Annotated in this window: 22 protein-coding genes; 12 read left to right on the top strand and 10 right to left on the bottom strand. The window is 58.2% G+C overall.

Annotation, left to right across the window (positions count from 1 at the left end; all coding sequences use genetic code 11):
- Positions 1-63 precede the first annotated feature (63 nt).
- On the top strand, positions 64-2553 hold the full coding sequence (locus tag ACR0AD_RS05825; RefSeq protein WP_480485333.1) for a penicillin-binding protein 1A: 2490 nt from the start codon (positions 64-66) through the stop codon (positions 2551-2553).
- Here ACR0AD_RS05825 and ACR0AD_RS05820 read toward each other — a convergent pair.
- Positions 2547-3377, bottom strand: a complete 831-nt coding sequence (locus ACR0AD_RS05820; RefSeq protein ID WP_480485335.1) for an aminoglycoside phosphotransferase family protein — start codon at positions 3375-3377, stop codon at positions 2547-2549. The genes ACR0AD_RS05825 and ACR0AD_RS05820 overlap by 7 nt on opposite strands.
- Positions 3378-3454: 77 nt before the next feature.
- Between ACR0AD_RS05820 and prfB the strand changes: the two genes are divergently transcribed.
- The 4 genes from prfB to ACR0AD_RS05800 all read left to right on the top strand — a co-directional run bounded on the left by prfB (position 3455) and on the right by ACR0AD_RS05800 (position 7599).
- Positions 3455-4582 (top strand): peptide chain release factor 2, encoded by a 1128-nt coding sequence (gene prfB, locus ACR0AD_RS05815; RefSeq protein ID WP_267364019.1) that lies wholly within the window; start codon positions 3455-3457, stop codon positions 4580-4582.
- A gap of 1 nt (position 4583) precedes the next feature.
- Entirely contained in the window at positions 4584-5288 is a 705-nt protein-coding gene (locus ACR0AD_RS05810) for a M50 family metallopeptidase (RefSeq protein ID WP_480485337.1), read from the top strand.
- A gap of 102 nt (positions 5289-5390) precedes the next feature.
- A complete protein-coding gene (locus ACR0AD_RS05805; RefSeq protein WP_480485338.1) occupies positions 5391-6791 on the top strand; it encodes an amidase in 1401 nt (466 codons plus the stop codon).
- A 22-nt stretch (positions 6792-6813) separates the two neighbouring features.
- Entirely contained in the window at positions 6814-7599 is a 786-nt protein-coding gene (locus ACR0AD_RS05800; protein ID WP_480485340.1) for a DUF2189 domain-containing protein, read from the top strand.
- A gap of 9 nt (positions 7600-7608) precedes the next feature.
- Here the strand turns inward: ACR0AD_RS05800 and ACR0AD_RS05795 are convergent, their stop codons facing one another.
- The 3 genes from ACR0AD_RS05795 to ACR0AD_RS05785 form a co-directional block, all read right to left on the bottom strand.
- A complete protein-coding gene (locus ACR0AD_RS05795; RefSeq protein WP_480480478.1) occupies positions 7609-8328 on the bottom strand; it encodes a helix-turn-helix domain-containing protein in 720 nt (239 codons plus the stop codon).
- Positions 8329-8641: 313 nt separating this feature from the next.
- Positions 8642-9202, bottom strand: a complete 561-nt coding sequence (gene ilvN / locus ACR0AD_RS05790; protein ID WP_209503637.1) for an acetolactate synthase small subunit — start codon at positions 9200-9202, stop codon at positions 8642-8644.
- A 68-nt stretch (positions 9203-9270) separates the two neighbouring features.
- Positions 9271-11022 (bottom strand): acetolactate synthase 3 large subunit, encoded by a 1752-nt coding sequence (locus ACR0AD_RS05785; protein WP_480485342.1) that lies wholly within the window; start codon positions 11020-11022, stop codon positions 9271-9273.
- A 420-nt stretch (positions 11023-11442) separates the two neighbouring features.
- On the opposite strand from ACR0AD_RS05785, the gene ACR0AD_RS05780 reads away from it, so the two are divergent.
- A complete protein-coding gene (locus tag ACR0AD_RS05780) occupies positions 11443-12288 on the top strand; it encodes a HalD/BesD family halogenase (RefSeq protein ID WP_480485344.1) in 846 nt (281 codons plus the stop codon).
- A 104-nt stretch (positions 12289-12392) separates the two neighbouring features.
- On the opposite strand, the gene ACR0AD_RS05775 is transcribed toward ACR0AD_RS05780, so the two are convergent.
- Together ACR0AD_RS05775 and ACR0AD_RS05770 are read right to left on the bottom strand one after the other, a co-directional pair.
- Positions 12393-13040 carry a response regulator transcription factor gene (locus ACR0AD_RS05775; RefSeq protein WP_267363844.1) on the bottom strand — a complete coding sequence of 216 codons (648 nt, stop codon included), beginning with the start codon at positions 13038-13040 and terminating at the stop codon, positions 12393-12395.
- Positions 13037-14470: a cache domain-containing protein gene (locus ACR0AD_RS05770; protein ID WP_209596684.1), complete on the bottom strand. Its 1434-nt coding sequence runs from the start codon at positions 14468-14470 to the stop codon at positions 13037-13039. The genes ACR0AD_RS05775 and ACR0AD_RS05770 overlap by 4 nt, the downstream gene beginning before the upstream one ends.
- Before the next feature lie 245 nt (positions 14471-14715).
- Here ACR0AD_RS05770 and ACR0AD_RS05765 point away from each other — a divergent pair, with 245 nt between their 5' ends.
- From ACR0AD_RS05765 to ACR0AD_RS05755, 3 genes are all read left to right on the top strand, one after another.
- Positions 14716-15798, top strand: a complete 1083-nt coding sequence (locus ACR0AD_RS05765; protein ID WP_480485346.1) for a TRAP transporter substrate-binding protein — start codon at positions 14716-14718, stop codon at positions 15796-15798.
- A 122-nt stretch (positions 15799-15920) separates the two neighbouring features.
- Complete coding sequence (locus ACR0AD_RS05760) at positions 15921-16847, top strand: TRAP transporter small permease subunit (RefSeq protein WP_267363848.1); 927 nt, start codon at positions 15921-15923, stop codon at positions 16845-16847.
- 17 nt (positions 16848-16864) lie between these two features.
- Positions 16865-19219, top strand: a complete 2355-nt coding sequence (locus tag ACR0AD_RS05755) for a TRAP transporter large permease (RefSeq protein ID WP_480485348.1) — start codon at positions 16865-16867, stop codon at positions 19217-19219.
- Between the two features lie 134 nt (positions 19220-19353).
- Here the strand turns inward: ACR0AD_RS05755 and ACR0AD_RS05750 are convergent, their stop codons facing one another.
- The 4 genes from ACR0AD_RS05750 to ACR0AD_RS05735 all read right to left on the bottom strand — a co-directional run bounded on the left by ACR0AD_RS05750 (position 19354) and on the right by ACR0AD_RS05735 (position 21571).
- On the bottom strand, positions 19354-19743 hold the full coding sequence (locus ACR0AD_RS05750; protein ID WP_480485350.1) for a VOC family protein: 390 nt from the start codon (positions 19741-19743) through the stop codon (positions 19354-19356).
- Between the two features lie 7 nt (positions 19744-19750).
- The gene (locus tag ACR0AD_RS05745; RefSeq protein WP_480485352.1) at positions 19751-20575 is read right to left on the bottom strand and encodes an arginyltransferase; all 825 of its coding nucleotides are present in this window, start codon (positions 20573-20575) and stop codon (positions 19751-19753) included.
- A 75-nt stretch (positions 20576-20650) separates the two neighbouring features.
- The gene (locus tag ACR0AD_RS05740; protein WP_209596678.1) at positions 20651-21082 is read right to left on the bottom strand and encodes an RDD family protein; all 432 of its coding nucleotides are present in this window, start codon (positions 21080-21082) and stop codon (positions 20651-20653) included.
- Between the two features lie 66 nt (positions 21083-21148).
- Entirely contained in the window at positions 21149-21571 is a 423-nt protein-coding gene (locus ACR0AD_RS05735) for a DUF2852 domain-containing protein (protein WP_209503649.1), read from the bottom strand.
- Between the two features lie 148 nt (positions 21572-21719).
- On the opposite strand from ACR0AD_RS05735, the gene ACR0AD_RS05730 reads away from it, so the two are divergent.
- Genes ACR0AD_RS05730 through ACR0AD_RS05720 form a run of 3 tightly spaced genes read left to right on the top strand, consistent with a single transcriptional unit; the run spans position 21720 to position 25204 of the window.
- Entirely contained in the window at positions 21720-22103 is a 384-nt protein-coding gene (locus ACR0AD_RS05730; RefSeq protein ID WP_348540311.1) for a nuclear transport factor 2 family protein, read from the top strand.
- A 49-nt stretch (positions 22104-22152) separates the two neighbouring features.
- Positions 22153-24948 carry a bifunctional [glutamine synthetase] adenylyltransferase/[glutamine synthetase]-adenylyl-L-tyrosine phosphorylase gene (locus ACR0AD_RS05725; protein ID WP_480485354.1) on the top strand — a complete coding sequence of 932 codons (2796 nt, stop codon included), beginning with the start codon at positions 22153-22155 and terminating at the stop codon, positions 24946-24948.
- Positions 24932-25204: a hypothetical protein gene (locus tag ACR0AD_RS05720; RefSeq protein WP_209503652.1), complete on the top strand. Its 273-nt coding sequence runs from the start codon at positions 24932-24934 to the stop codon at positions 25202-25204. Before ACR0AD_RS05725 ends, ACR0AD_RS05720 begins: the two co-directional genes overlap by 17 nt.
- Positions 25205-25235 lie beyond the last annotated feature (31 nt).

The following is a 25235-nucleotide window of genomic DNA, read 5'->3' as shown; positions in this document are numbered from 1 at the left end:
GGTGTTTTGACCCTTGGGCGGCGCATCACTATATAGGCGGCACCGCGAGAAAAAGGCAGTAACGTGATCCGGTTCATTCTTTCGATTTTCGGGGCGATTTTCAGCCTCGTGACATTGGGTATTTTCATGGCCGCGCTGGTGATCGGTGCGGTGTTCTGGATGTATGGGCGCGATCTGCCCAGCCACGAGTCGCTGGCACAGTACAAGCCACCCACGATCAGCCGGATCTATTCGGGTGAAGGCAAGCTGATCGATGAATTCGCGCAGGAACGCCGCCTGTTTACCCCGTCCGAGGAAATCCCGGATCTGGTGAAGCAGGCGTTTATTTCGGCGGAAGACAAGAATTTCTACAACCATCAGGGCTATGACCCGCGCGGCATCATTGCCGCCGGGGTCGAGGCGGTGCGGACCAAGGGCGAAACCGTTCGCGGTGCGTCGACTATTACGCAGCAGGTCATGAAGAACTTTCTGCTGTCCGGTGACCGCCGGGCCGAGCGTAAGATCAAGGAAATCATTCTTGCGACCCGGCTTGAGGATACATTGGACAAGGAACAGATCCTCGAACTTTATATGAACGAGATCTTTCTGGGCCAGAACTCTTACGGTGTGACTGCCGCCGCGCAGACCTATTTCAACAAGACCCTGCAGGAACTTGCCCCGCATGAGGCCGCCATGCTGGCTGCCATGCCCAAAGCGCCGTCAGATTACCACCCCGTTTGGCAAAAAGAGCGCCTTCTGGCCCGGCGCAATTACGTGTTACGCGAGATGCAGCAGAACGGTTACATCGATCAGGCGACTTATGAGGCTGAGGTCGAATTGCCACTGCGCTCGGTCCAGAACGGAGATTTTGAAAGTTTCCGTACAGCCCTGCCGCCCCGCGACTATTTCACCGACGAAATCCGTCGCCAGCTGAGCGAAGATTTTGGTGAGGGCGAGTTCTTTACCGGCGGCTTCACCGTGCGTGCATCGGTGGATGAGGAAATGCAGGTTGAGGCCGCACGTGCCCTGCGCGAGGCGCTCGAGAAATATGACCGCTCCCGTGGCAAATGGCGTGGAACAGGTGACGTGATCCCGGAAGAAAAACTGGCGGATGAGGCGCAATGGCGCGAGGCGCTGGCGGCCGTGGAAGTTCCGCGCGACGTCATTCTGCCAACCCGGTGGTATCCCGCCGTGGTCCTGGGCATGACCGACCAGCAACTGACAGTTGGTGTCGAAGAAGGTCCTGCCGATGGGATTATCCCGCGCGCGGACATCAAGTGGATGCAGGGTGATTTTGCGGCCAACTTCAAGCGCGGCGATGTCATTCTTGTTGTTGCGGGTGAAGATGGGCAATGGTCGGCCCGCCAGGTGCCAGAGGTGCAGGGTGCCTTTGTCGCGATGGATGTGAACTCGGGTCGCGTTCTGGCGATGCAGGGCGGGTTCTCGTATCAGGACACCGTGTTCAACCGGGCCACACAGGCACAGCGCCAGCCGGGATCGTCCTTCAAGCCATTTGTCTATGCTGCTGCGCTGGACAGCGGATACAGCCCCGCGACAATCGTCGTCGATGCGCCGATCGAAGTGAACACGCCGCAGGGGCTGTGGCGCCCCAAGAACTCTTCCAACAAATTCTACGGCCCCACACCTTTGCGCACAGGGATCGAACAGTCGCGGAACCTGATGACCATCCGTCTGGCGCAGGAAGTTACAATGCCTGTCGTTGCGGGCTACGCGGAACGGTTCGGTGTCTATGACAGGATGGGCGCGTTTTTGGCCAACTCGCTGGGGGCCGAGGAAACCACGCTTTACAAGATGGTCGCGGCCTATGCGATGTTCGCCAATGGCGGCCAGCGTGTGGAGCCCACTCTGGTCGACCGCATTCAGGACCGGTTCGGAAAAACCATCTATCGCCACGATGACCGTCAGTGTCTGGACTGTAACTCGACCTGGCTGGAACCAGATGAATCGCCGACGCTTGTCACGGATCGCGCACAGGTCATGGATGCGATCACCGCCTACCAGCTGACATCGATGATGAAAGGTGTGGTCGATCGCGGGACGGCATCCAGCGTTGTGAATCTGCCTGTGCCAACAGCGGGCAAAACCGGAACCACCAACGACTCGAAGGATGCGTGGTTCATCGGCTTTACGTCGAATATCGTGGCCGGTTGCTACATCGGTTATGATCGACCGCGTCCGATGGGACGTGGGGCCTATGGTGGCACGCTGTGCGGCCCGGTCTTCCAGAGCTTCATGGAAAAAGCGGTCGAGAAATACGGCGGCGGTCCGTTCGAAGTGCCCGAAGGCGGCCATTTCATCAAGATCGACCGCTTCAGCGGGGCCCGTCTGCCCGATGATGCCACCGGTGACTATGTCGTGGCCGAATTCTTCCGCGACGGTGTCGATGGTTTCATCGACCGTGTCTATGATGGTGGTTTTGCCATCGGATCGGACCTGCCATTGTTTGAAGAAGTCCAGCGCGCGGGGGTTCAGGTCCAGACGTCAACGGGCGAGACCGTGACCGTTGGACCGAAAGCTTCCCAAGGGGACCTGAGCACCGGTGGGCTTTACTGACCGGCCGCTTTCAGAAACAGGTTTAGTAGATCAGCTTCTGCGTCACCGCAGATCGGGCCGTCAGATCGCCAGTAGATGGACAATGCGCATTTCGCGGCAGCCCATTGAGCCAGCCGTATTCGTGGAACACTCATTGCTTTGGAATACTCCGACAGACAGGTTTCGATTTGCAGGGGTTGGCGCACAAGATCCGGCATTCCCTTAGGGTGTCGCAACGCGTTGGCCAGTTCAAAAGCGGGATCGCCTAGATAACCTTTTGCATCGATGATCCGGGGTCCTGATAGTGTCATAATGACATTGTCTGGGTGAAAATCCCCGTGAAGAGGTACGGGTGAAGGTTGGCTGTCTAACAGGTCTTCACTTAGTGCAATCGCTGACTTCACCGCGTTACGCAGTTGGGCGGGGCACTCGGCCGCAAAGGTGCATTCAGCCAAAGGGCCGAACACCTGTTGCAAGGGTTTCATTCCAGTGGCGCTGACCGGGTCCCCTGCGTGCAAACACGCTGCTGTTTCCGCAAGTGTCTTGACGGCGTCTTCGGGCCTGCCCGCGCGGGCGATATCTCCCAGAGATGGCCCATCCAACCACTCCATCAGTACGGCGCTCCGTGCCTCTTCCAGAATCCGAACAGCGCCCCTGTCGCGCCACCCGACCAACAAGTTTGTGCCCGGTTTTTCGTTCCCGCGATCTTGCCTGCGATAAAGCTTCAAGGCAGCCGGACCGCAATTGGATTGTACTTTCCACACTCTTGCATGGCCGGTGTCCGCAATCAGTTCAGGCAAGTGCAAATCCCATCTGCCCAGAAACTCTTCGACTGTGTTTTGCATTCAGGTCCAGCCTGTCTTGTGGTGTCTCGCACCTCTTGCTATCACGCAGGCCTGATTGAGCAAGTTGGGACAAGACCATGCGCGCCGAAACCCAGAACATCGTGGCGGATATCAAAAAGTCGCTGGAGCTGCTGGCGCAGCGTATGGACTATGAAACCGCACCGCATCGCCTTGAGGAATTCAACGCGCGCGTCGAAGACCCCAACCTTTGGGATAACCCTGAAAACGCGCAGAAACTGATGCGCGAGCGGCAGATGCTGGTCGATGCAATCGAGACGTATGAATCCATCAAGACCGACCTCAACGACAATATCGAACTGATCGAGTTGGGCGAGATGGAGGAAGACCAAGAAGTCGTTCAGGATGCCGAAGCCGCGATCAAGACGCTGAAAGCCAGAGCCGCCAAAAAAGAGCTTGAGGCGCTGCTGGACGGTGAGGCCGACAGCAATGATACGTTCCTCGAAATCAACTCGGGCGCGGGGGGAACCGAAAGCTGCGACTGGGCGTCGATGCTGGCGCGCATGTATGTGCGCTGGGCCGAGAAAAAGGGTTACACGGTCGAGCTGCAATCCGAGACACCGGGCGAAGAAGCGGGGATCAAATCCGCAGCTTACAAGATTTCCGGTCACAATGCCTATGGCTGGCTGAAATCGGAAAGCGGCGTGCACCGGCTGGTGCGGATCTCGCCCTATGACTCGGCTGCCAAGCGCCATACGTCTTTCAGTTCGGTCTGGGTCTATCCGGTGGTCGACGACAATATCGAGATCGAGGTGAACCCGGCCGATATTCGCATCGACACCTACCGCTCTTCGGGGGCTGGCGGCCAGCACGTGAACACCACCGACTCGGCTGTTCGGATCACGCACATCCCGACCGGGATTGTTGTGACCAGCTCGGAAAAGTCGCAGCACCAGAACCGTGATATTGCCATGAAAGCCCTGAAATCGCGCCTGTACCAGCAGGAACTGGATCGCCGCAACGCGGATATCAACGCGGCGCACGAGGCTAAGGGCGATGCGGGCTGGGGCAACCAGATCCGGTCTTACGTCTTGCAGCCCTATCAGATGGTCAAGGACCTGCGAACCAATCACGAAACCTCGGATACCAAAGGGGTTCTGGACGGGGACCTGGACGGATTCATGGCGGCAACCTTGGCCCTGAACGTGGCAGGCAAAAGCCGATCCGAGGCGCAGGGCGACAGCTAAGGTGACACGCCAGCGTTCCTTTCCGGACCTGCTGAAAGGGCACTGGCAGCTAATCCTGATCACCGGTCTGGTCTTTGCGCTCTGGAACACGCCGTTTGTTGTTCCGCTAAAAATTCTGGTTGTCTTTCTGCATGAGCTGTCTCATGCCGTGACAATCCTATTGACTGGCGGCTCGGTCGAGAGTTTCACGATCTCACCCCAGCAAGGCGGAATGGTGATCGGCCTGGGCGGCAGCAGGTTTCTCAGCCTGTCCGCCGGCTATCTCGGCTCGCTTGTGTTTGGTATTGCGCTTTTGATCATTGCCTTGAGGACAAATGCTGACCGGGCTGTTTTGGCTGTTTTCGGCGCAATCATGTGTCTGATCGCACTGCTGTACATACGCGATGCTTTCGCCTTGCTGTTTTGCGCAGGCGTCGGGGCCGCAATGATTGCGACAGCGTGGTTCGTGAGCCACGAGGTCAGTGATCTGGTGCTGCGCGTTGTCGGGCTGACCAGCATGATCTACGTGCCGTTTGATATCTTTGATGACACCATCCGACGATCCGGCGCACGCTCGGACGCGTTCTTGTTGGCCGAGGAATTCGGCGGCACCGCGATGCTGTGGGGTGGGGTCTGGCTGGTGTTGAGTGGTGGCGCCATTGCCCTTTGTCTACGGTATTGGTTGGGCCGGGACAGCAACCTGCCATTGCACCGCAGAGCGTTGTGATGTTGTTGTTTGTGAGACAAGAAAAGATACATCTAAACAGTGGGTTTAAATGAGGTGAACCGCTCGCTAGGCTGTTGAAGACCAACAACAGACTGGCGTGTTATGGACCTGACCCGGATATCTGCCACAGAGCTTCTGAACCAACTGGCTACCCGGCAGGTTTCGGCCACAGAAGTCATGCGGGCCACGCTGGATCGCATTGCCAAAGTCAACGGTGACGTGAACGCCATCGTGGCGCTGCGGGACAAGGGCGAGCTGATGGCCGAAGCGCAGGCCCGCGACAGCGGTCCTGTCACTGGCCCGCTGCACGGCCTGCCAATTGCGGTCAAGGATTTGGTCAATGTGGCAGGTATTGTTTCGTCGCACGGATCGCCTGTTTTCAGGGATGCCGTCCCTGACAGGGATGATCTGATTGCCGCCAGGATGCGGGCCGCGGGCGCCATCCTGATCGGCAAGACCAATACGCCGGAATTCGGGCTGGGCTCGCACACGTTCAACCCGGTCTATGGTGCGACGCGCAACCCGTATGACGCCAGTTTCACCTGCGGTGGCTCATCCGGTGGTGCGGCAGTGGCTTTGGCAACGGGTATGGTGGCATTGGCCGACGGGTCTGACATGATGGGCAGCCTGCGCAACCCGGCGGCCTGGAACAACGTCTACGGCTTTCGCCCAAGCTGGGGCAGGGTGCCGTCTGATCCTGTGGGTGACAGTTTCCTGCATCAACTGTCCACGCTGGGGCCGATGGCGCGCAGTCCTGAAGATTTGGGTATCCTGCTCGACGTGATCTCGGGGCCCGATCCGCGCCTGCCATTGGTCGGAGAATACGCACGGGTTTCCCCGGTGGTCGCAGCAGATCTGAACGGGTTGCGCATTGGCTGGCTGGGCGATTGGGGCGGGGCCTTTCCAGTTGAAGCCGGAATCCTTGAGCTGTGCCGGGATGCGTTGAAGGTGTTCGAAGCGCGGGGCGCGCGTGTTGAACATGTCGCCCCGCCTTTCGATGCCGAACGGTTATGGACCAGTTGGATCACCCTGCGGTCCTGGACTGTCGCCGCAGGGCTGGAACCTTTGGCTGAACGACGGGACCATCTGAAAGACACAGCCCAGTGGGAGCTGGACCGGGGTCTGACGATGAGTGCCATGGATGTGCATCACGCCAGCGTAATCCGGTCAGAATGGTTCCGGCGCGCGGCGGAACTGTTCGAGCGGTTTGATGCCCTGGTCCTGCCATCCGCACAGGTTTGGCCGTTTGGGATCGAAACACCTTACCCCACCCGGATCGCGGACCGCGCAATGGATACATATCACCGCTGGATGCATGTCACGGTACCGGTCAGCCTGATTGGCTTGCCTTGTCTGGCCACGCCCGCCGGGTTTGGTGTGCAGGGCCTGCCCATGGGCTTTCAACTGTTTGGACCAAAAGGATCGGATCAGAAATTACTGTCGGTCGGGGCGGCGTATCACACCGAAACCGACTGGCCTAACAAGAGGCCGGCGATGTCATAACGCCGATCAGGGAGGAGACTAAATGGAAAAGCCATTTGGCGTTCCGGACATGCGTCCGGTAGATACAGCCATGCTGCGCACAGCGTTGAAGCGCGCCTGGGCCGACTTTCGGCGCGCGCCGCAGTTCGGGTTGATCTTTGCCGGGTTCTACGTGCTTGCGGGATGGGCGATGGCATGGGTCACCATCCAGACTGGTACAACCTTCTGGCTGGTTCTGGCAGCTATCGGCTTTCCACTGATCGGCCCGTTTGCCGCTGTTGGCCTTTACGAGGTGTCGCACCGGCTGGAACAGGGCGAACCGCTGGATCTTGGTGCAATCTTTGGTGTCGTGCTGCAACAAAGCCGCCGGCAATTGCCGTCGATTTGCGCCATCATCGTCGTGGTGTTTCTGTTCTGGTTTTTCCTGGGGCACATGATCTTTGCCCTGTTCCTTGGGCTGGCCACGATGACTAACGTGTCATCCTCGCTTGAGGTCTTTCTGACGGCGAATGGCCTGACAATGCTGGCTGTGGGCACGGTGGTTGGGGCGGTATTCGCAACCGTTCTCTATATGATCACCGTATTGTCGATCCCACTGCTGCTGGATCGCGAACTGGATTTTGTCACGGCAATGATTGCAAGTTTTACCTATGTGTCCGGGAATTTTCCGGTGATGCTTGCCTGGGGGGTAATCATCGCTGTTCTGACGTTCCTGGCCATGGTGCCCTGGTTTCTGGGCCTTTTGGTGGTTCTGCCACTGTTAGGCCATGCCAGTTGGCACCTGTATAGGCAAATCACCCAAGTCGAAGGGGAGGGCACATCGTCCTGAGAAAACCGCTCAGGGATACTGTGCCGGATTGTTGGTCGACAAGCGCGCAGCGGCGAAAATCGCCGTTGCATCGTGCCCGAGATATTTCAGAACCACGGGTTCCGGTGCCTCAGGGGCGGCCGGGCTTATGACCGTGCCGCGCCACTGAACCGCTGTTCCCGTGGGATCGGGTGAAATCATATAAACGCGGCTGTTCTGACCCGCTCGCTGAGAGGTCAGCATATAGACGGAACTGCCGGTGCAGGCGACGATCCCTTGTATTTCGCGCGCCTGCGGCGTTGCTTCGGGCATCGCGGCGCGCGAGACATATCCGCGTATCAATGTGCATTGGGCCAGTGGTCGGGCGTGCAGCAAGGTCATGCGGTGCGAGGCCGAGACGCTTTCGATCACGGCATAAAACCCCGGAGAAAACGCAGTTCTGGCGATCATGTCCACACCTGATCCCAGAAACTCAGTCAAGGCCGCCGCTGCGGGGTGGTCCTCGATCTTTTCAATTTCGTCCAGGGGCTTCAGGAGGATGCGCGCATCCACGTCGAAAAACCGGCAGATGCGATCCAAAACATCCGGCCGTGGAACACTTTCGCCCGAAAGATACCTGTTGAACTGCGTCCGATTCACGCCAAGCTTGCGGCACAGTGCCGAGACCGACCGATACCTTCGTGCCAGTTGCCGCAGATTCGCGCCAAACATAGCGCGAAGTTCAGCCGGGCTGCGAATGTCGTCGGTCATGGATGCCCACGCCTTGCTAAGTTTCCTGAAAAACCATCGCAGCACTGGAACCAAGCCCCGGCGCGCATTGAAAAATCGTACAGATTGACCCCAAGCAACGTATCCCCACGTCGCGTTGCGCGTTGAGGCTAATGCCATAAAGCGCAATGGCAATAGGCTTTATCTGAAAATGCCTAATCTTTACCCGGAAAAGCTTACCCTATGGCAAATTTAGCGCATAGAAGGACGTGTGGGTTGATTTTGCAAATGCCCACCAACTCAAAGATGTGCTCCCGCCTTGGATGCAGGAAAAGCCCCAAGGCGGGTATATTGTTCAGTCGCCGCGCAGCAGGGCCGCCACGCCGGTGCGGGCGATTTCCATCAGGCCCAACGGGCGCATCAGGTCAGCAAAAGCGTCGATCTTGTCCGGCGCACCGGTGATCTCGAAGATGAAAGAGTTCAGGGTGCTGTCGACCACATTGGCACGGAAGATGTCAGCCAGGCGCAGCGCCTCGACGCGTTTGTCGCCTTCACCCACGACTTTGATAATGGCCAGTTCGCGTTCAACCGAAGGGCCTTCGACCGTCAGGTCATGCACGTCATGGACAGTCACGATCCGGCCCAGCTGCGCCTTGATCTGTTCGATCACCTGCGGTGTGCCAGTAGTGACAATGGTGATGCGGCTCAGGTGTCCTGTGTGATCCACCTCGGCCACGGTCAGGCTTTCGATGTTGTATCCGCGCCCCGAGAACAGACCGATCACACGGGCCAGGACACCGGGTTCGTTCTCGACCAGCACGGCAATGGTGTGGCGTTCCTGCACGTCCGAGAAGGTAGGCCGTAGGTTATAGGCCGAATGGCGATTGGAGCCTTTTTTGATATGTAGGGCAGACATTTATGTCCCTTTCATCATCCTGTGTTTGCCGGGCGCAATGGTCGCCCGGCGGTAATCCTCGGACGGTATCAGACCAGAACCGAACCTTTGCTGTCGATCACGCCCTGCGTTTCGGCCTCACCCAGAAGCATCTCGTTATGCGCTTTGCCGGACGGGATCATCGGGAAGCAATTCTCGTGCTTTTCAACCAGACAGTCGAAGATTACCGGACCGTCGTAGTTGATCATCTCCATGATCGCGTCGTCCAGATCGGCGGGGTCGGAACACAGGATACCTTTGGCGCCAAACGCCTCGGCGAGTTTCACGAAATCGGGCAGGGCTTCGGACCAGCTGTGCGAATAGCGCTCGCCATGCAGCAGTTCCTGCCACTGCCGGACCATGCCCAGACGCTCGTTGTTCAGGATGAACTGCTTGACGGGCAGGCGGTACTGAACGGCCGTGCCCATTTCCTGCATGTTCATGAGCCAAGAGGCTTCACCGGCGACGTTGATCACCAACGCGTCCGGATGTGCCATCTGCACACCGATGGAGGCGGGGAAGCCGTAGCCCATAGTGCCCAACCCGCCCGATGTCATCCAGCGGTTGGGATCTTCGAACCCAAGATATTGTGCCGCCCACATCTGATGTTGCCCAACCTCGGTGGTGATATAGCGATCATGCTTTTTCGTGAGCTCTTCAAGACGTTGCAGCGCGTATTGCGGTTTGATCGACTTTTCGCTGTTGGTGTAGGACAGACAGTTGATCTTGCGCCACTCAGAGATCTGTGCCTGCCATTTCTTGACGGCTGCCGCATCGGTCTTGCGCCCGCGTGACTTCCACACCTTCAGAACGTCTTCCAGTACATGCGCCACGTCGCCGACAATCGGGATGTCCACACGGATGACCTTGTTGATCGAAGACGGATCAATGTCGATATGGGCTTTCTTGGACTTTGGAGAGAACGCGTCAATGCGCCCTGTGATCCGGTCGTCGAACCGTGCGCCGATGTTGATCATCAGGTCACAGCCATGCATTGCAAGGTTCGCCTCGTAAAGGCCGTGCATCCCCAGCATACCCAACCAGTTTTCGCCCGACGCGGGATAAGCGCCCAGACCCATCAGGGTTGAGGTGATCGGGAAGCCGGTGGAATCCACCAGTTCGCGCAACAACTGGCTGGCTGCGGGGCCAGAGTTGATGACACCACCGCCCGTATAGAAAACCGGCTTCTTGGCTTTTTCAATGGCTGCAACAAGCTCGTTGATTTCCTCCAGATCGCCTTTCAGCACCGGCTGGTAGTGCGAGGTCGAAGGTTTCGGACTGTTGTATTCACCCGTGGCAAACTGCACATCCTTGGGAATGTCGATCAGAACCGGGCCGGGACGGCCCGACTTGGCCACATGGAAAGCCTCGTGCAGCGTTTCGGCCAGCGAATTCGTGTCCTTTACCAGCCAGTTATGTTTGGTGCAGGGGCGTGTGATGCCAACGGTGTCGGCCTCCTGAAAGGCATCCGATCCGATCATGAAGGTCGGGACCTGTCCGGTCAGAACCACAATCGGGATCGAATCCAGCAACGCATCGGTCAGGCCGGTAACGGCGTTTGTGGCACCGGGACCAGAGGTTACAAGCGCAACACCAGGCTTGCCGGTCGACCGCGCATAGCCTTCGGCGGCGTGGATCGCACCCTGTTCGTGACGCACCAGAATGTGACGAATGTCGTTTTGCAGAAAGATCTCGTCATAGATCGGTAGGACGGCGCCACCGGGGTATCCGAATACCGTGTCCACGCCCTGATCCTTGAGGGCCTGAACCACCATCTTTGCGCCGGTCATCTCACGTGTCATCTGCTTTGCTCCGTTCGCGACATGTGTCTTGCGTTTGACAAAAAAAAGCCCCCGAATTTTCGGAGGCGCATGGGTTCGATTATGGTTTACCGTTACCGGCCCATGCGCGTAGTTCCTACGATTACGACTAGCGTTCTCATCGCCAGAGGCTCCTTTTTGCTTGGAGGGGACATTATGGTCGGGGGGGAGGAGCGTCAACAGGCAAATCCACCAATTTTCTATCTCAATGGCGGTATTTTGCGAAATTTTGTTGCGCAGATTGCCGCATGCCGGGAATTTCCGGGAAAAGGGCAGTCGTTTTCCTGAGGGCGGGACAAGTATGAAGGTCTGAATGCGTCAGGCCGATGTCTGAAACTGGCATGATCCGGTGTTTTGTCTGGGTCACGCTGACCTTGTGGTCGCAAATGAGGGAGGCGGAGCATGTTACAGGACCTGGTAGATCTGGGACGATATCCGATCGATCGCCCGGATTCGCCAGCTTACAGGCGATTGATCGAGGATTTGCGGCGCGAGTTGGAACAGGACGGATGTGCGGTTCTACCGGGTTTCGCACATGCGCAAGGGATCGAGCTGTTGGTGCAGGAGGCAGATGAGGTGGCGCCCAATGCACACCGGTCTTTCAATCGCACAAATGCCTATTTCACCAAGGACGACCCACGGTTCGACGCCGCCCATCCGATCCGACGGTTCTATGACCGGTCGAACGCGTTTGTTCCTGCCGACAATTTTGCGCATTCCGGTCCTTTACGCAGGATTTACGAGTTTAGCGGATTTCTTCCCTTCATTCGGGATGCGCTGGATGAGCCTGAGGACCGCTTCTTTCGTTACGACGACCCGTTGGCAGACGTGATCATCAATGTCGTGGAAGAGGGGCAGGGCTTTCCCTGGCATTTCGACACCAACAACTACACCGTGACACTGGCGATCCAGAATGGCGAGCAGGGCGGTGCATTCGAATACGCGCCCAATCTGCGCTCAGCCGAGGATGAGAATTTCGATCAGGTCGCTTCGGTTCTGGATGGAAACACGGCGCATGTTCATCGGCTGGAATTGCGACCTGGGGATTTGCAGATATTCAAAGGCCGCTATTCCCTGCACAGGGTCGCCCCGGTCAAGGGCACGCGGCGGCGGTATGTGGGTATCTTTTCATTTGTCGAGGCCGAAGGCATGTGCGGCGGGATCGAACGGACGCAGCAGCTTTATGGACGCGTGTTGCCGCATCATTATGAGCGCGCGGGTTTGCGAAGGGATCAGTTGCTGGATTGAAGGGGCACTACCGGAGGTGAACGCTCCCGCCCGCCGTCAACGCGCCTGTGGCGCGTCTTCTCTGGTTGGGCCGGGCAGCGCTGCGCGCTGCGGTTGCGCAAGGATCAGAAACCGACCCCGGTGCCTTGCAGCATGCCATGTTCCAGCGCGTAGCGGGTCAGCCCGGCAGTCGAGGAAATTCCCAGTTTGCGCTTGATGTTCTTGCGATGCGTTTCAACCGTGCGCACCGAGATATCCAGCTTTTGCGCAACCTCTTTGTTTGATTTGCCCTGCGCCAGTTCCAGCAGAATTGTTTGCTCGCGCCCTGTCAGCGCCTCGCGTGCGTTGTCGCCTTTGGGTTTCAGGGACCCACTGGCACCGGTGCACAGATACTGCTCACCCCGCATGACCGCATCGATGGCCTGCTTGATCTCTTCGGTTGGGACATCTTTGAGAACATAGCCTTTTGCGCCGTGGCTGAGCGCGGTCGAAATGTATTCGGGGCTGTCATGCATCGACAGGATCAGGATGCGCGTATCGGGCAGGCGTTCCAGAATGATCTCCGTGGCGCTGAGTCCGCCGAGGCCAGGCATATTCAGGTCCATCAGGATGACATCCGGGGCGAGGCCAACCGCCTGATCCACCGCGGCCTGACCGCTGCCGAGTGTTCCAACCACTTCGATATCGTCGTAGCTTTCAAGGATCGACTGAATGCCCTCGGCCACCATGGGATGATCGTCGACAATTAGAACTCGGATGTTTTTGGCGCTCATGTACCGGCCTTTCGGTTCGGAGTTGCGTCTTCCTGCGGTGGCAACAGGTGGCTCAGCGGCAGACTGGCCTCGATCACCGTTCCGCCGCGCGGTCCGCGTGATGACAGAATACGCAGCGATCCGTCAAGTTGTTCAATTCGTTCCTGCATGTTGCGCAGGCCGATGCCGGTGGTCGGGGTCCCGGATTCTGCGCGCAACCCACGGCCATTGTCCGTGATCCGCATGGTTGCGCCTTTCTTGTGGCCGCGCAGGTCAATTGTAACATAAGAGGCATCCGCGTGGCGTTCGATATTTGTCAGCGCCTCTTGTGCGATGCGGTAGAGCGCGATCTTGCTGTCCTGATCCAGCCGGTTTCGGAAAACGACGGTGGAAAATTCGGTCTCGATCCCGGTTCGTTCGCGAAAATCGTCGGTCAGAGCCTTCAGCGCAGGCCCAAGACCAAGGTCGTCCAGTACGCCGGGGCGCAGGTCGCGGCTGATGCGACGGACCTCGGTGATGGCGGTGCGAAGATGGTCGATGCCTTTGTCCAGCGGATCGCGCGCACCTGCATCATCGCCGCGCAACAGACGGCGGCGCGCATTGTCCAGCGCATAGCGTACCCCCACAAGGATCTGGCTGATGCCATCATGCAGTTCGCGGGCAACCCGGCCGCGTTCCTCTTCCTGCGCGTCGAAGACACGTTGCGTCAGTTCCTTCAGCTTGGCATCTGCCAACCGTCGCTCGCGAATGTTCAGCAACATGCCCGAGGCAAAGACAATCAGAACGGCGGCCACGACAATAGCGCCGATATACATGAAGGTGCGCTGCACGCGGGCCTCGACCTCGGCCCTTGCGTTGGCGACCGTGGCGACAATGTCGTCAATGAAGACCCCGGTACCCACGACCCAGCGCCAGTCCTGCAACCCGACGACATAGGCGATCATCTGCGCCTCATCGCCGGTCGAGGGTTTCTCCCACATGAAGCTGTGCCACCCGGCCCCTTGACGGGCGAGGCTAATGAACTCGTCAACGATGGGCGTGCCATCGCTGTCGGTCAGACCTTCCCAGTTGCGGTTGATAAATTGTGTCTGACGGGGGCTGACCAGATTGTTGCCATCATAGTCGTAAACAAAAAAGAACCCGTCCTGCCCATAGATCATTGCCGAGAGTATCTGCGAGACAAGGTTCTTTGATACCTCGTCATCCGGTTCAGCGCGGCCATAGATATAGGCAAAACCATTGCGCGCCTGCGTCACGTAGTTGCGCAGTTCTTCTTTCTTGGCTTCTATCAGGCTGCGCTCCAGGGCTTCGATCTCGCGCTCGGCGGTCGCACGTGCCTCATAGGCTACAAGCACAGCGATTGCGGCCACGGCCACAACCAGCGGGATTGCGGCCACCAGCGACAGTTTCTGCGCATAGGTCAGCGAGACAAGATGTCGAAGTCTTTGCATGGACGAATCGATACGCAAGCGGCGTCAAAAATGCAAAAAGATTGGCGTTGGTCTGTGAAATTCCGGTGTTTGGGCCGTTTTTGTTGGAGTTTTCGTTCGGAAATTTCACCGCATCCCCAAAAGAAATCGATTCTCTACGCAGTAGTAGGTATTCCCTTTCGCTTCGCTCACATTAGGCTGACGCGCACTGAATGCGACAGGTCCGGTTCTGCCGGATCGTGACTATGAAGGGGAGGAACACTCATATGGATCGTCGTTCATTTCTGAAAAAATCCGCGCTGGGCGGTTCGGCAGCTGCAGCAACCGCTCTGGCGGCTCCGGCCTATGCACAGGGACAGCGCACACTGACCATGGTGACCTCGTGGGGTCGTGGTCTGGCTGGCGTGTTTGACAGCGCGCAGCGTTGTGCCGACAGCATCAACGCCATGTCGGATGGCAGCCTGAATGTTGAAATCAAGGCGGCAGGCGAACTGGTTGGCGCGTTCGAGGTGTTTGACGCGGTTTCGTCCGGTCAGGCCGACATGTATCACGCCGCTGACTATTACTTTGTGGGTCAGCACCCAGGCTATGCGTTCTTCACGGCCGTGCCCTTCGGCATGACCGCACAGGAACTGGTGAACTGGTACTATCATGACGGCGGTATGGAGCTGCATGATGAGCTGGGCGAAATCTTTGGCCTGAAGTCCTTCCTGGCCGGTAACACCGGTGCGCAGGCGGGCGGCTGGTTCTCGAAAGAAATCAACAGCCCCGAAGACTTCAATGGTCTGAAGTTCCGTATGCCCGGTCTGGGCGGCAAAGCACTGGGCAAACTGGGCGCGTCTGTTCAGAACATCCCCGGTTCCGAAGTGTATCAGGCGCTGTCGTCTGGCGCGATTGACGGAACCGAGTGGATCGGACCCTGGGCCGACGAAAAGGCGGGCTTCCAGGAAATCACCAAGACCTACTACACTGCGGGCTTCCACGAGCCGGGCGCAGGTCTGTCGCTGGCAACCAACCGCGACGTGTTCAATGAACTGACCCCGGCCCAGCAGAAGATCATCGAGATCGCTGCCGCAGAAGCACACCAGTGGAACCTGGCGCAGTTCCTGGCCAACAATGGCGCAGCGCTGCAGCGCCTGCAGGCCGGTGGCGTCAAGGTCCTGGAATTCCCTGACAGTGTCTGGGATGCGTTCGGCAAGGCCAGCCAGGAAGTTCTGGACGAGAACATGGGCGATGAGCTGTTCAAGAAGATCCACGACAGCGCAATGTCGTCGATGGCGGCTTCGTCGGCATGGAACAACCTGTCGTCGGGTGTCTACACCGCACAGCGTGACCGTGTTCGCGGCTAATCCTTCCTGATCAAAGGAAAAACGGTTTCCCCGCACCTTGCGGGGAAACCTTTCCCGTTGCGTGAAAGGACTTGGGCAAGCCACAATAGGCCTGCGCGCAACTGAGACGACCTGGGGACAACATGCAGGACGAAAACGGTATCTCGTTCTTCGGCGCCCTGTGGAATGGACTGGTCTGGTTCATTCAGAACATTGCCGAAGCCTTCTATAATTTCGGATATGCGATCACGCATCCGCAGCTCTGGCTGGACTGGTCTGACAAGGCGTCGATCATGCGCTTTGTGTATTACGGCGGTTCGGTCGAGTTCTTCTTTGTGGTGTTCACCTTCTTTTTGGTTCTGACAGCCGTCGGGTTGTATTACCGGAACTTCATGTGGGCCATCGTGCGCGGCCTTGAAGGTTTTGCAAACACCACCGGGCGGTTCTTTGCCTGGGCGGGGCTGCTGATGGTGATTCAGCAAATTGTCATCGTATTCATGCAACGGGTCTTTACCCGTCCTGATATGTCCTTCGGTCTGGGCATACCGTTCCAGATGGATATCAGCTGGTTCGCGGAAGAGCTGAAACTGTATAACGCCATGGTCGTCTGCCTGTGCTGTACCTACACATTTGTGCAGGGCGGGCATGTGCGCGTTGATCTGATCTATGCCGGTATCAGCCACCGCGCCAAGCGTGTGGTCGATATGTGCGGCGCGTTGCTGTTCATGATGCCAATGGCGGTGCTGACCTGGATGTACGGCTGGTTCTTCCTGTGGCGTCACTTGATCGTGCCGAACCCTTCCGCCAGTGATGCGTTGGACCGTCTGGTTGCCAAATCCCGCGCCCTGCGTTGGAACGTGGAAACCATCGGGTTCAGCCCCAACGGGTTCAATGCTTACTTCCTGTTCAAGATCCTGCTGGTGGCGTTTGCAGCCATGGTGTTCCTGCACGCCATCGCGTTTTTGTACCGGTCGTATCTGGAATACGTGGAAGGACCGGACAGCGTTGGAAAATACCTCGACAAGGACAGCCTTGGTGAGGGTGAAGAAGCCTATGAAGGCGCGCATTAAGGGCGGAGACAAAGACAATGCTATTCGGACTTGATGGCGTCGAGATAGGCCTCATTATCGTATTCTTTTGCCTTTTCGGGGGCATTCTTTCCGGCTTTCCGGTGGCTTTTGCCATCGGCGGGGCAGGGATAATATCCTTTGGCATCATCGCCGCGCTGGACAGCGCGGGGTTGCTGATCCACCAGGCGATTGACGTCGGATCGCAAAGTTATCGGGACCTTGTGAACTCCGGGATCAAGCCGGACACCATATCCGTGTTCCGATACCCGGATTTGCCAAGGCTCGCCGAACCTGTTTTTGCCTCGGGCTGGGAAACCGCGCTGGACCGCAACGTGTCGTTCATCGTGAACCGAATGAACGAGCGCGTGCTGGCCGGGCAATCCATCGAGACCCTTCTGGCCGTGCTCATGTTCGTCCTGATGGGCATCACGCTGGAACGTTCAAAGATTGCCAACGATCTGCTGACGACGATGGCACGTGTTTTTGGCCCGCTTCCGGGTGGTCTGGCCGTGTCAATTGTGGTTGTGGGGGCGTTTCTGGCGGCTTCGACCGGTATCGTTGGCGCGACCGTTGTGACGATGGGCCTGCTGGCGCTTCCAACCATGTTGCGCAACAACTATTCGCCGGAACTGGCGACCGGTGTGATCGCGGCATCGGGCACCTTGGGGCAAATCATTCCACCGTCGATCGTGATCGTCCTGCTGGGCACATTGGCGGGGGATCTGTATTCGACAGCGCAGGAAACCCGGGCTGTTGAAGCCGGTTGTACCGACGCGCTGACCTATCTGGGTGAGCCTGCGGTTGTCTCGGTCGGGACATTGTTCCAGGCTGCGCTGTTGCCAGGGATCATGCTGGCGCTGCTCTATGCGCTCTATGCCTTTGGTTATGCATTGCTGAATCCACACAAAGCGCCCGCTGTGGCTGTGTCCGGTGGTTCCGGGGAACCCATTACGCGGTCAGAAGGCCTGACATGGTTGCTGGGTGCGCCTGTAGCCCTGATCGTCGGTGCGGTCCTTTTGGGCAATGTCGGTGTGATCGGAAGCCAGAATATCTCGGTCTCGGCCTTCTCGGATATCGGCGAGGGTGCGTCGCTGAGGACCAACGTTTCGGCAGAGTGCAAGGCGTCGATGATCGATCTGCACGGGCAAGTTGCCTGGGATCAGGCTGTTGCCGAGCAGGAGGCTATTGATGCCGCTGGCGGCACAACCGAAGCGCATCGCCTGACAGAAGAGGAACTGGCCGCCGAACAGCAAAAAAGGATTGCCGACGCGGCGCCGATTGGCACTGGTGTGGCGGTTACCCTTGTTCTGCTGGGGCTGACCCTGGTTCTGGGCCGTGGTATCGCACCGTCGCGGTCACCGCAGCCGCTGATCCTTGGCGCGATCGGGCTGTTGATGATGGCATTGGTCGATATCCTGATGATATCGCCGACCACATCCTCTGGCGTGACTTTCGTGCTGCTCGCCCTGCCGTTCGCATTGGCCATGTATGGCTGCAAAGAGGCTGCGGCCCGCTGTGCCACAAACGATCTGATCCGCGTGGTCTTTCCTCCGCTTGTTCTGATCATCGCGGTGCTGGGCTCGATCCTGGGAGGTGTCACCAATCCGACACCGGCGGCTGCGCTGGGTGCGGGTGGCGCGATCATGCTGGCGGCCTACCGCAAGCTGCAGGATCAGGGTCGTTCGGGCAAAGTCGTCATCTGGTCGACTTTCGCCGTTGTCATTGCATTGCTGATGGGGGTCAACTTTGACCTGCGTATCAATCAAGGCAATGTGACGGTGGAAAGCTGGATCGCCTTCATCATTGCCTATGCGGCCTACCTGTACGCCCTGTTCGGTCTGCTTTACGGGTGCTGGGTGCTGTATTCCAGCGGTGTATTGACTCCGGTGGTGCGCGAGACGGCCAAGGTGACCTCGATGGTATTCACCATCCTGATCGGATCGCAGTTGCTGAACCTCGTGGTGATTTCATTCGGAGGGGAGCATTATATCCAGCAATTCCTGAAGAGCTTTGACAACGAGTTCACGGTTTTCCTGATCGTGATGCTGGTGCTGTTCATTCTGGGTTTCGTGCTGGATTTCCTCGAGATCATCTACATCGTGATCCCCATCGTGGGCCCTGTGATCTATGGCGGCTCGTTCGATCCGAAATGGGTCACGATTATGGTGGCGGTGAACCTTCAGACGTCGTTCCTGACGCCACCTTTCGGGTTTGCGTTGTTCTACCTTAGGGGGGTTGCGCCGAAGGAGGTTACTACAGGTCATATTTATCGCGGGATCGTTCCGTTTGTTCTGATCCAGGTGATGGGGATCGCGATCTTGTGGTTCTTCCCGACGATTGTCACGATCGTTCCGGACCTGATGCCAAACTGATCCGATCCGGAAGAGAATATTGCAAAGGGGGCCGATTGGCCCCCTTTTCTGTTTATTTCGGGCAAGGGGCCAGCCCCTTCTTGGCCTGCGGCCAATTCATCCCCGGGATATTTTTGGCCAGATGAAGATGCGGATCAGGTGAACTGGATCAGGTCCCAGCGATTGCCGAAGGGATCACGCCAGACAGCGACGACGCCATAGGATTCGTGGCGGGGTTCTTCTTCGAAGTGGATATCCCTGGCGCGCATGTTCGCATGGTCGCGATAGAAATCATCGGTTTGCAGGAAGAACCCAACGCGCCCGCTGGTCTGGTTGCCTATGGCGGCGGTTTGTTCAGGTCCGTCAGCCTTTGCCAGAAGAAGGCAGCCGCTGTCTGAACCGGGGGGCGCGACCAGAACCCAGCGCTTGCCATTGCCGAGGTCGATGTCCTTGATAAGTTGGAAGCTGAGCGTCTTTGTATAAAACAAGATGGCGTCGTCGTAATCCGGCACCACAAGGGTGACGGCATGCAGGCTTTGTTTCATCGCGCGGTCAGCCTTTGGTCGGGTGCCGGTCAGGGAGCTGGATATTGGCGACCTGTTCGGCGATTGGCGGCGCCGACAAGGGGTGATGCGATGTGCCAGTATAGGCATCCGGATCGCTGATTTTTTGCCAGCCCCCCTGAATATAGGCCTCGAGCCCTGAAAACTTGGCTTTGTAGCCCATCTTGGGGCTGCCGGGGACCCAGTACCCCAGATAGATATAGGGCAGGCCCGCCTCACGTGCGATGTCGATATGGTCGAGGATCATGTAGGTGCCGAGTGAGTTTTGCGGCTGTTCCGGGTCGTAGAAAGAATAGACCATACTTAGCCCGTCATCGAGCACATCGGTCAGGCTGACGGCGATCAACTCGCCCGTTTCAGGATCGGCATATTCCACAACGCGGCTGCGGATCGGTGTTTCCTCGATCATCGCGGCGAATTCGAAAACATCCATGTCAGCCATGCCGCCATCGGCGTGACGGGTATCAAGATAACGGCGGAACAGCTCGTATTGCTCATCCGTGGCCCATGGCGAGGTTGCGCGGCGTTCCAGGTAACCATTCCGCCTTGTTGCGCGCTTCTGGCTTTTGGTCGGCCTGAAGGCTGAAACATCGATCCGGGCCGACAGGCAGGCTGCGCAATCCGTACACGAAGGACGGTAGAGTACATTCTGAGACCGGCGAAATCCTTGTTGAGACAGGGAGTTGTTCAGCTGTTCAGCCCCTTCGCCTTGCAGGGCGGTGAACAGTTTACGTTCCATCCTGCCGCCAAGATAAGGGCAGGGCTGCGGTGCCGTGACATAGAATTGTGGCGCAATTGGCAGCGTATGTCGCATGAAATCCCCATCCAACCTCGGGAGGGATGATAGCAACCGTTCCCGAGACCGCCAAGTGTTTCACGCAACCTTGCGTCAGGCCCGTTGGTTGATCATCACGGTGCCCAGAAAACTGTCGGTCAGACCCTGGCCACGGGCGCTGGTCATCATCATGATGACCGAGATGATCTGGACCACGGGAAAGGCCATGCTGACAAAATAGCCGGCAGTGTGGGCAAGCGCCTTGCCCAAGTCCATTCGTTCTCCGAACGCGTCACGCAGCTCGATCCCCATAAAGCGCATTCCCAGCGTGGCTGAGCCGTTGGCGATGGTCACCACCCGGTAGACGAAACTGACAACGGCGTAGATCAGGGCCAGGAAAAACAGACCCAGAAACGCAGTAAAGAGGATTGCCACCGTGCAAAGCAGCGAAATGAAGGCGATATCGAACAGCCAGGCGACAAAGCGTTTGGTTGTCACGGAACGATAGAAATCGGGTTGGGTGTCCGGGTTGGGCAGATGGTTCATTCGATAGGTCCGAAAAACTGGGGTAGGGGCACCCTGTCCCGAAACACCGGGGCAGGGCAAGGTCAATCAGGCGGGCTCGCCCTTGCCGTCTTCGTCATGGTTCTCGCGGGCGCGTTCATCCATGAATTGGTCGAATTCGGCCTTGTCCTTGGCGTCACGCAGGCGGCGCAGGAAGGCTTCGAAATCCTGTTGTTCGCGTTCCAGGCGGGCCAGTGTATCTGCTTTGTAGGCGTCAAAGGCGCTGTTGCCCGAGGGCTTCATTGCACTCATGTGGCTGTGCCAGGATTTGCGGCGGTTGCAGGATTTGCTGAACATGCGTTTGCTCCAGATCATATAGGCCAGCAGGGCAAGGCCAACGGGCCAGAAGAAGATAAATCCAAGAACCATGGCGGCGATCCAGGCCCCTTTGCCTTTGTCATCCAGCCAGGCTTCGGTTCGATAAAGCCATCCCGGATTCGCGGGGACGGCGGGGTCGGACAATGCGGTCATTTGAGCTCTCCAGGGTTGATGTAAACTCTATTCACATTGCATAGATGGGGTACCGTTTGGATGGGTGCAAGGGGTAATGTGAAAAAGATTTACATTATGCAATCCGGTTGACGTTTCAGGAACTGGCCCACAGGGTCGGAGTATGGATATGACGGACAACAAAGCTGCCCCTGCACTAAAGGACATACTTGAACTGGAAACACAGGTCTGGGTGGCGCTGGTTGAAGGCAATGCAAGCGCCGACCGCGCCTTGCTGAGCGCGGATTTTCTGGGCGTTTATCCCACGGGGTTTGCCAATCGGGACGATCACGTCGGGCAATTTGCAGATGCGCCAACGATGGCCGAGTTTGATCTGAGTGACGCCCGGTTACGCATTCTGACCCCGGATATCGTCTTGTTGTCCTACCGCGCCGATTACCTGCGCCCGGGCGCAGATCGGCGCGAGGCAATGCTGATTTCATCTTTGTGGGAAAGAAGAAACGACGTATGGATCAACAGCTTCAGTCAGGATACGCCGGTTCAGGAAACCTAATCAGAATGCCCCATTGACGATTGCGCCCCGCAATGCGCAGGGTGCGCGCATGACTGACGCTCTTGCCATTACCCGCCTTCCGCGTGCGTTTGATCCGTCTCTGGGCGATGAAACCCGCGCTCTGATACCTGATCTGTCGCAGGAGATGGGAGAGCTGGTGGCGGGAACAGCCGGGTCCAGCCCATATCTGAAAGGCCTGATCGAGCGTGAAAGGGAATGGCTGCCTGATGCCATAATGCGCCCGGATCAGGCTCTGTCTGAAGTCATGGCGGATGCGCGCGAGCTGCCGCCGGATCAGCTGAAATCCGGATTGCGGCAGGCCAAGCGGCGTGTGGCGTTGTTGACCGCGCTTGCCGACATTGCAGGTGCCTGGCCGCTTGAGAAAGTCACCGCGGCGCTGACCGATTTCGGAGCACTGGCCGCGGATGTTGCGGCCAAGGCCGAGATCGCCATGTTGATCCGGCGCAACAAATTGCCGGGTATGACCGAGGATGCTATCGAAACTGCCGCCGGGATGGTCATTCTGGCCATGGGCAAGATGGGCGCGCATGAGCTGAACTACAGCTCGGATATCGATCTGATTGTGCTGTTTGATGAGACACGGTTTGACCCGGATGACTTCTACGAGGCCCGGCAGGGCATGGTGCGGGCAACGCGGAACTTCTGCGCGACGCTCAGCGACAAGACTGCCGATGGCTATGTTTTCCGTACAGATCTGAGGCTGAGGCCAGACCCCGCCGTAACACCGGTTTGCATGGCAATGGAGGCCGCTGAACGGTACTACGAAAGCCTTGGCCGCACATGGGAACGCGCGGCATATATCAAGGCCCGCCCCTGCGCCGGAGACTTGGCCGCGGGGCAGCGGTTTCTGGACAGTCTGCGCCCTTTTGTCTGGCGTCGCCATCTGGATTTTGCCGCCATTCAGGACGCGCATGATATGCGTCTGCGGATTCGCGAAAACAAAGGTACGGGCGGGGTCTTGTCGATCCCGGGCCACGACATGAAGCTGGGGCAGGGCGGTATTCGCGAGATCGAGTTCTTCACCCAGACCCGTCAGTTGATCGCAGGCGGTCGCGATCCGGATTTACGGGTGCGTGGAACGGTTCCGGGGTTGGCGGCGTTGGCGTCAAAAGGCTGGGTGCCGCAGGATGTTGCGGACAAACTAACCGATCATTACCGGGCGCATCGCGAAGTCGAACACCGCATTCAGATGGTTCATGATGCACAGACGCATAAGGTGCCGAAATCACCTGAAGGCATTGAACGTATCGCCTGTCTGATGGGGATCGAAAGTGATGAACTGAAACAGGACGTGAAAAACCGCCTGACCGAAGTGCACGAACTGACCGAAGGATTTTTTGCGCCCGGGCCCGGTCCTGCACCTGTGGCGGCGCAGGATGTAGAATTTGACCAGAGTGTTCTGGCCCGGTGGACGACATATCCGGCCTTAAGGTCCCAGCGCGGGTCGCGGATATTCGAACGGTTGCGGCCCGAGTTGCTGTCGCGTCTTGCCAAGACAGCCAAACCGGATGAGGCGTTGATGGCGCTGGATGGGTTTCTGTCTGGCCTTCCCGCCGGGGTTCAGCTGTTTTCCTTGTTCGAGGCCAATCCGCAACTGATCGACCTACTGGTCGATATCGTTGGTACGTCTCACGCTCTGGCCTCGCATCTGTCGCGCAATGCCTCGGTTTTCGACGCGGTGATCGGCGGCAGTTTCTTTGCCGATTGGCCGGGGCAGAAGGAATTGCAGGTCGAACTGGCCCGTGCGCTGGCGGAAGAGTCTGACTATGAAACCCGGCTCGACTTTGCGCGGCGCTGGTGTAAGGAATGGCATTTCCGGGTCGGCGTCCACCACTTGCGGGGTCTGATCGACGGGGCACAGGCAGGCCGGCAATATGCAGAGCTAGCACAATCGGTGATTGCCGCCATCCTGCCCTATGTTACCGAGAATTTCGCCCGTAAACACGGTCCCGCACCGGGACGCGGAGCGGCGGTGTTGGGCATGGGATCGCTGGGCGCAGGACGGATCAATTCGCAATCCGATCTGGACATGATTGTGATCTATGATCCGCAGGATCAGGACATGTCCGATGGTCCGCGTCCTTTGGCCACGCGCACCTATTATGCGCGGTTCACGCAGGCGCTGATCACGGCACTTTCGGCTCCGATGTCACAGGGGCGGCTGTATGAGGTCGACATGCGACTGCGCCCGTCCGGCAATCAGGGACCAGTCGCCACCAGTTGGGCCAGCTTTACCAATTATCAGCAGAATGAGGCCTGGGTGTGGGAACATCTGGCCCTGACCCGTGCTCATGTCGTTGCGGGTGATGCCGGTTTGGCAAATGATATCGAAGCGTTCCGCGCCGGGTTTCTGTCGCGCCCACGCGAGCGGGACAATGTCTTGCGCGAAGTCGCCGAGATGCGAACGCGTCTGGCCGCAGCCAAGGCACCCGCCGGGATCTGGGATGCCAAAAACGGGCCCGGCCGCCTGATGGATATCGAACTGATGGCCGAAACCGGTGCCTTGCTGGCAGGGACTACCGCCCGCGACGTATCCTCGGGCCTCGATGGTGCCGTCGCTGCCGGGTTGCTGGATGTCGCGCAGGCGCAATCCCTGAAAGACTGCTACAGCCTATGCTGGTCGGTGCAATGTGCGGCCCGGCTTCTATCGGGCAAAGTCATCGAGGCGGAGCAGATCGGTGAAGGAGGTGTGGATTTCCTGTGCCGTGCCACCGGGTTTAAACAGGTCGATGCACTGCAACGGGCATTACAGAAGAGTTACACAACCGCGGCCGACCTGATCGGCAGCGTGATCCAAGAGGGCGAAGATGGCACGCAGCACTGATCCCAATGACCACAAAGGTCTGATCCAGGAAGCCTATCGCATCGAAGGCATCACCTTGCCGGAATGCCGCAGCATATTTCTGGACTGGGCGCTCAGCCTGCCCGAAGAGCGTGACCAGAACACGGCGCTGACCGAGTTGCATGCGGCATACGCGCTGCACAGCCCGGACCATCCCATGACTCAGGTTCTGTCCGAGGGCCTTCAGGGGGCCCAAACCCCGAAACGGCGTGGCGGCTGGCGCTCTCGGAACCGCTAGGGCTTTTCCATCGGCACATTCGCGACTAAGA

The sequence above is a fragment of the Ruegeria sp. BH8 genome, assembly GCF_056538065.1.
Note: the sequence above shows the minus strand (reverse complement) of the source record. Positions and strands in the feature narration are given on the sequence as shown.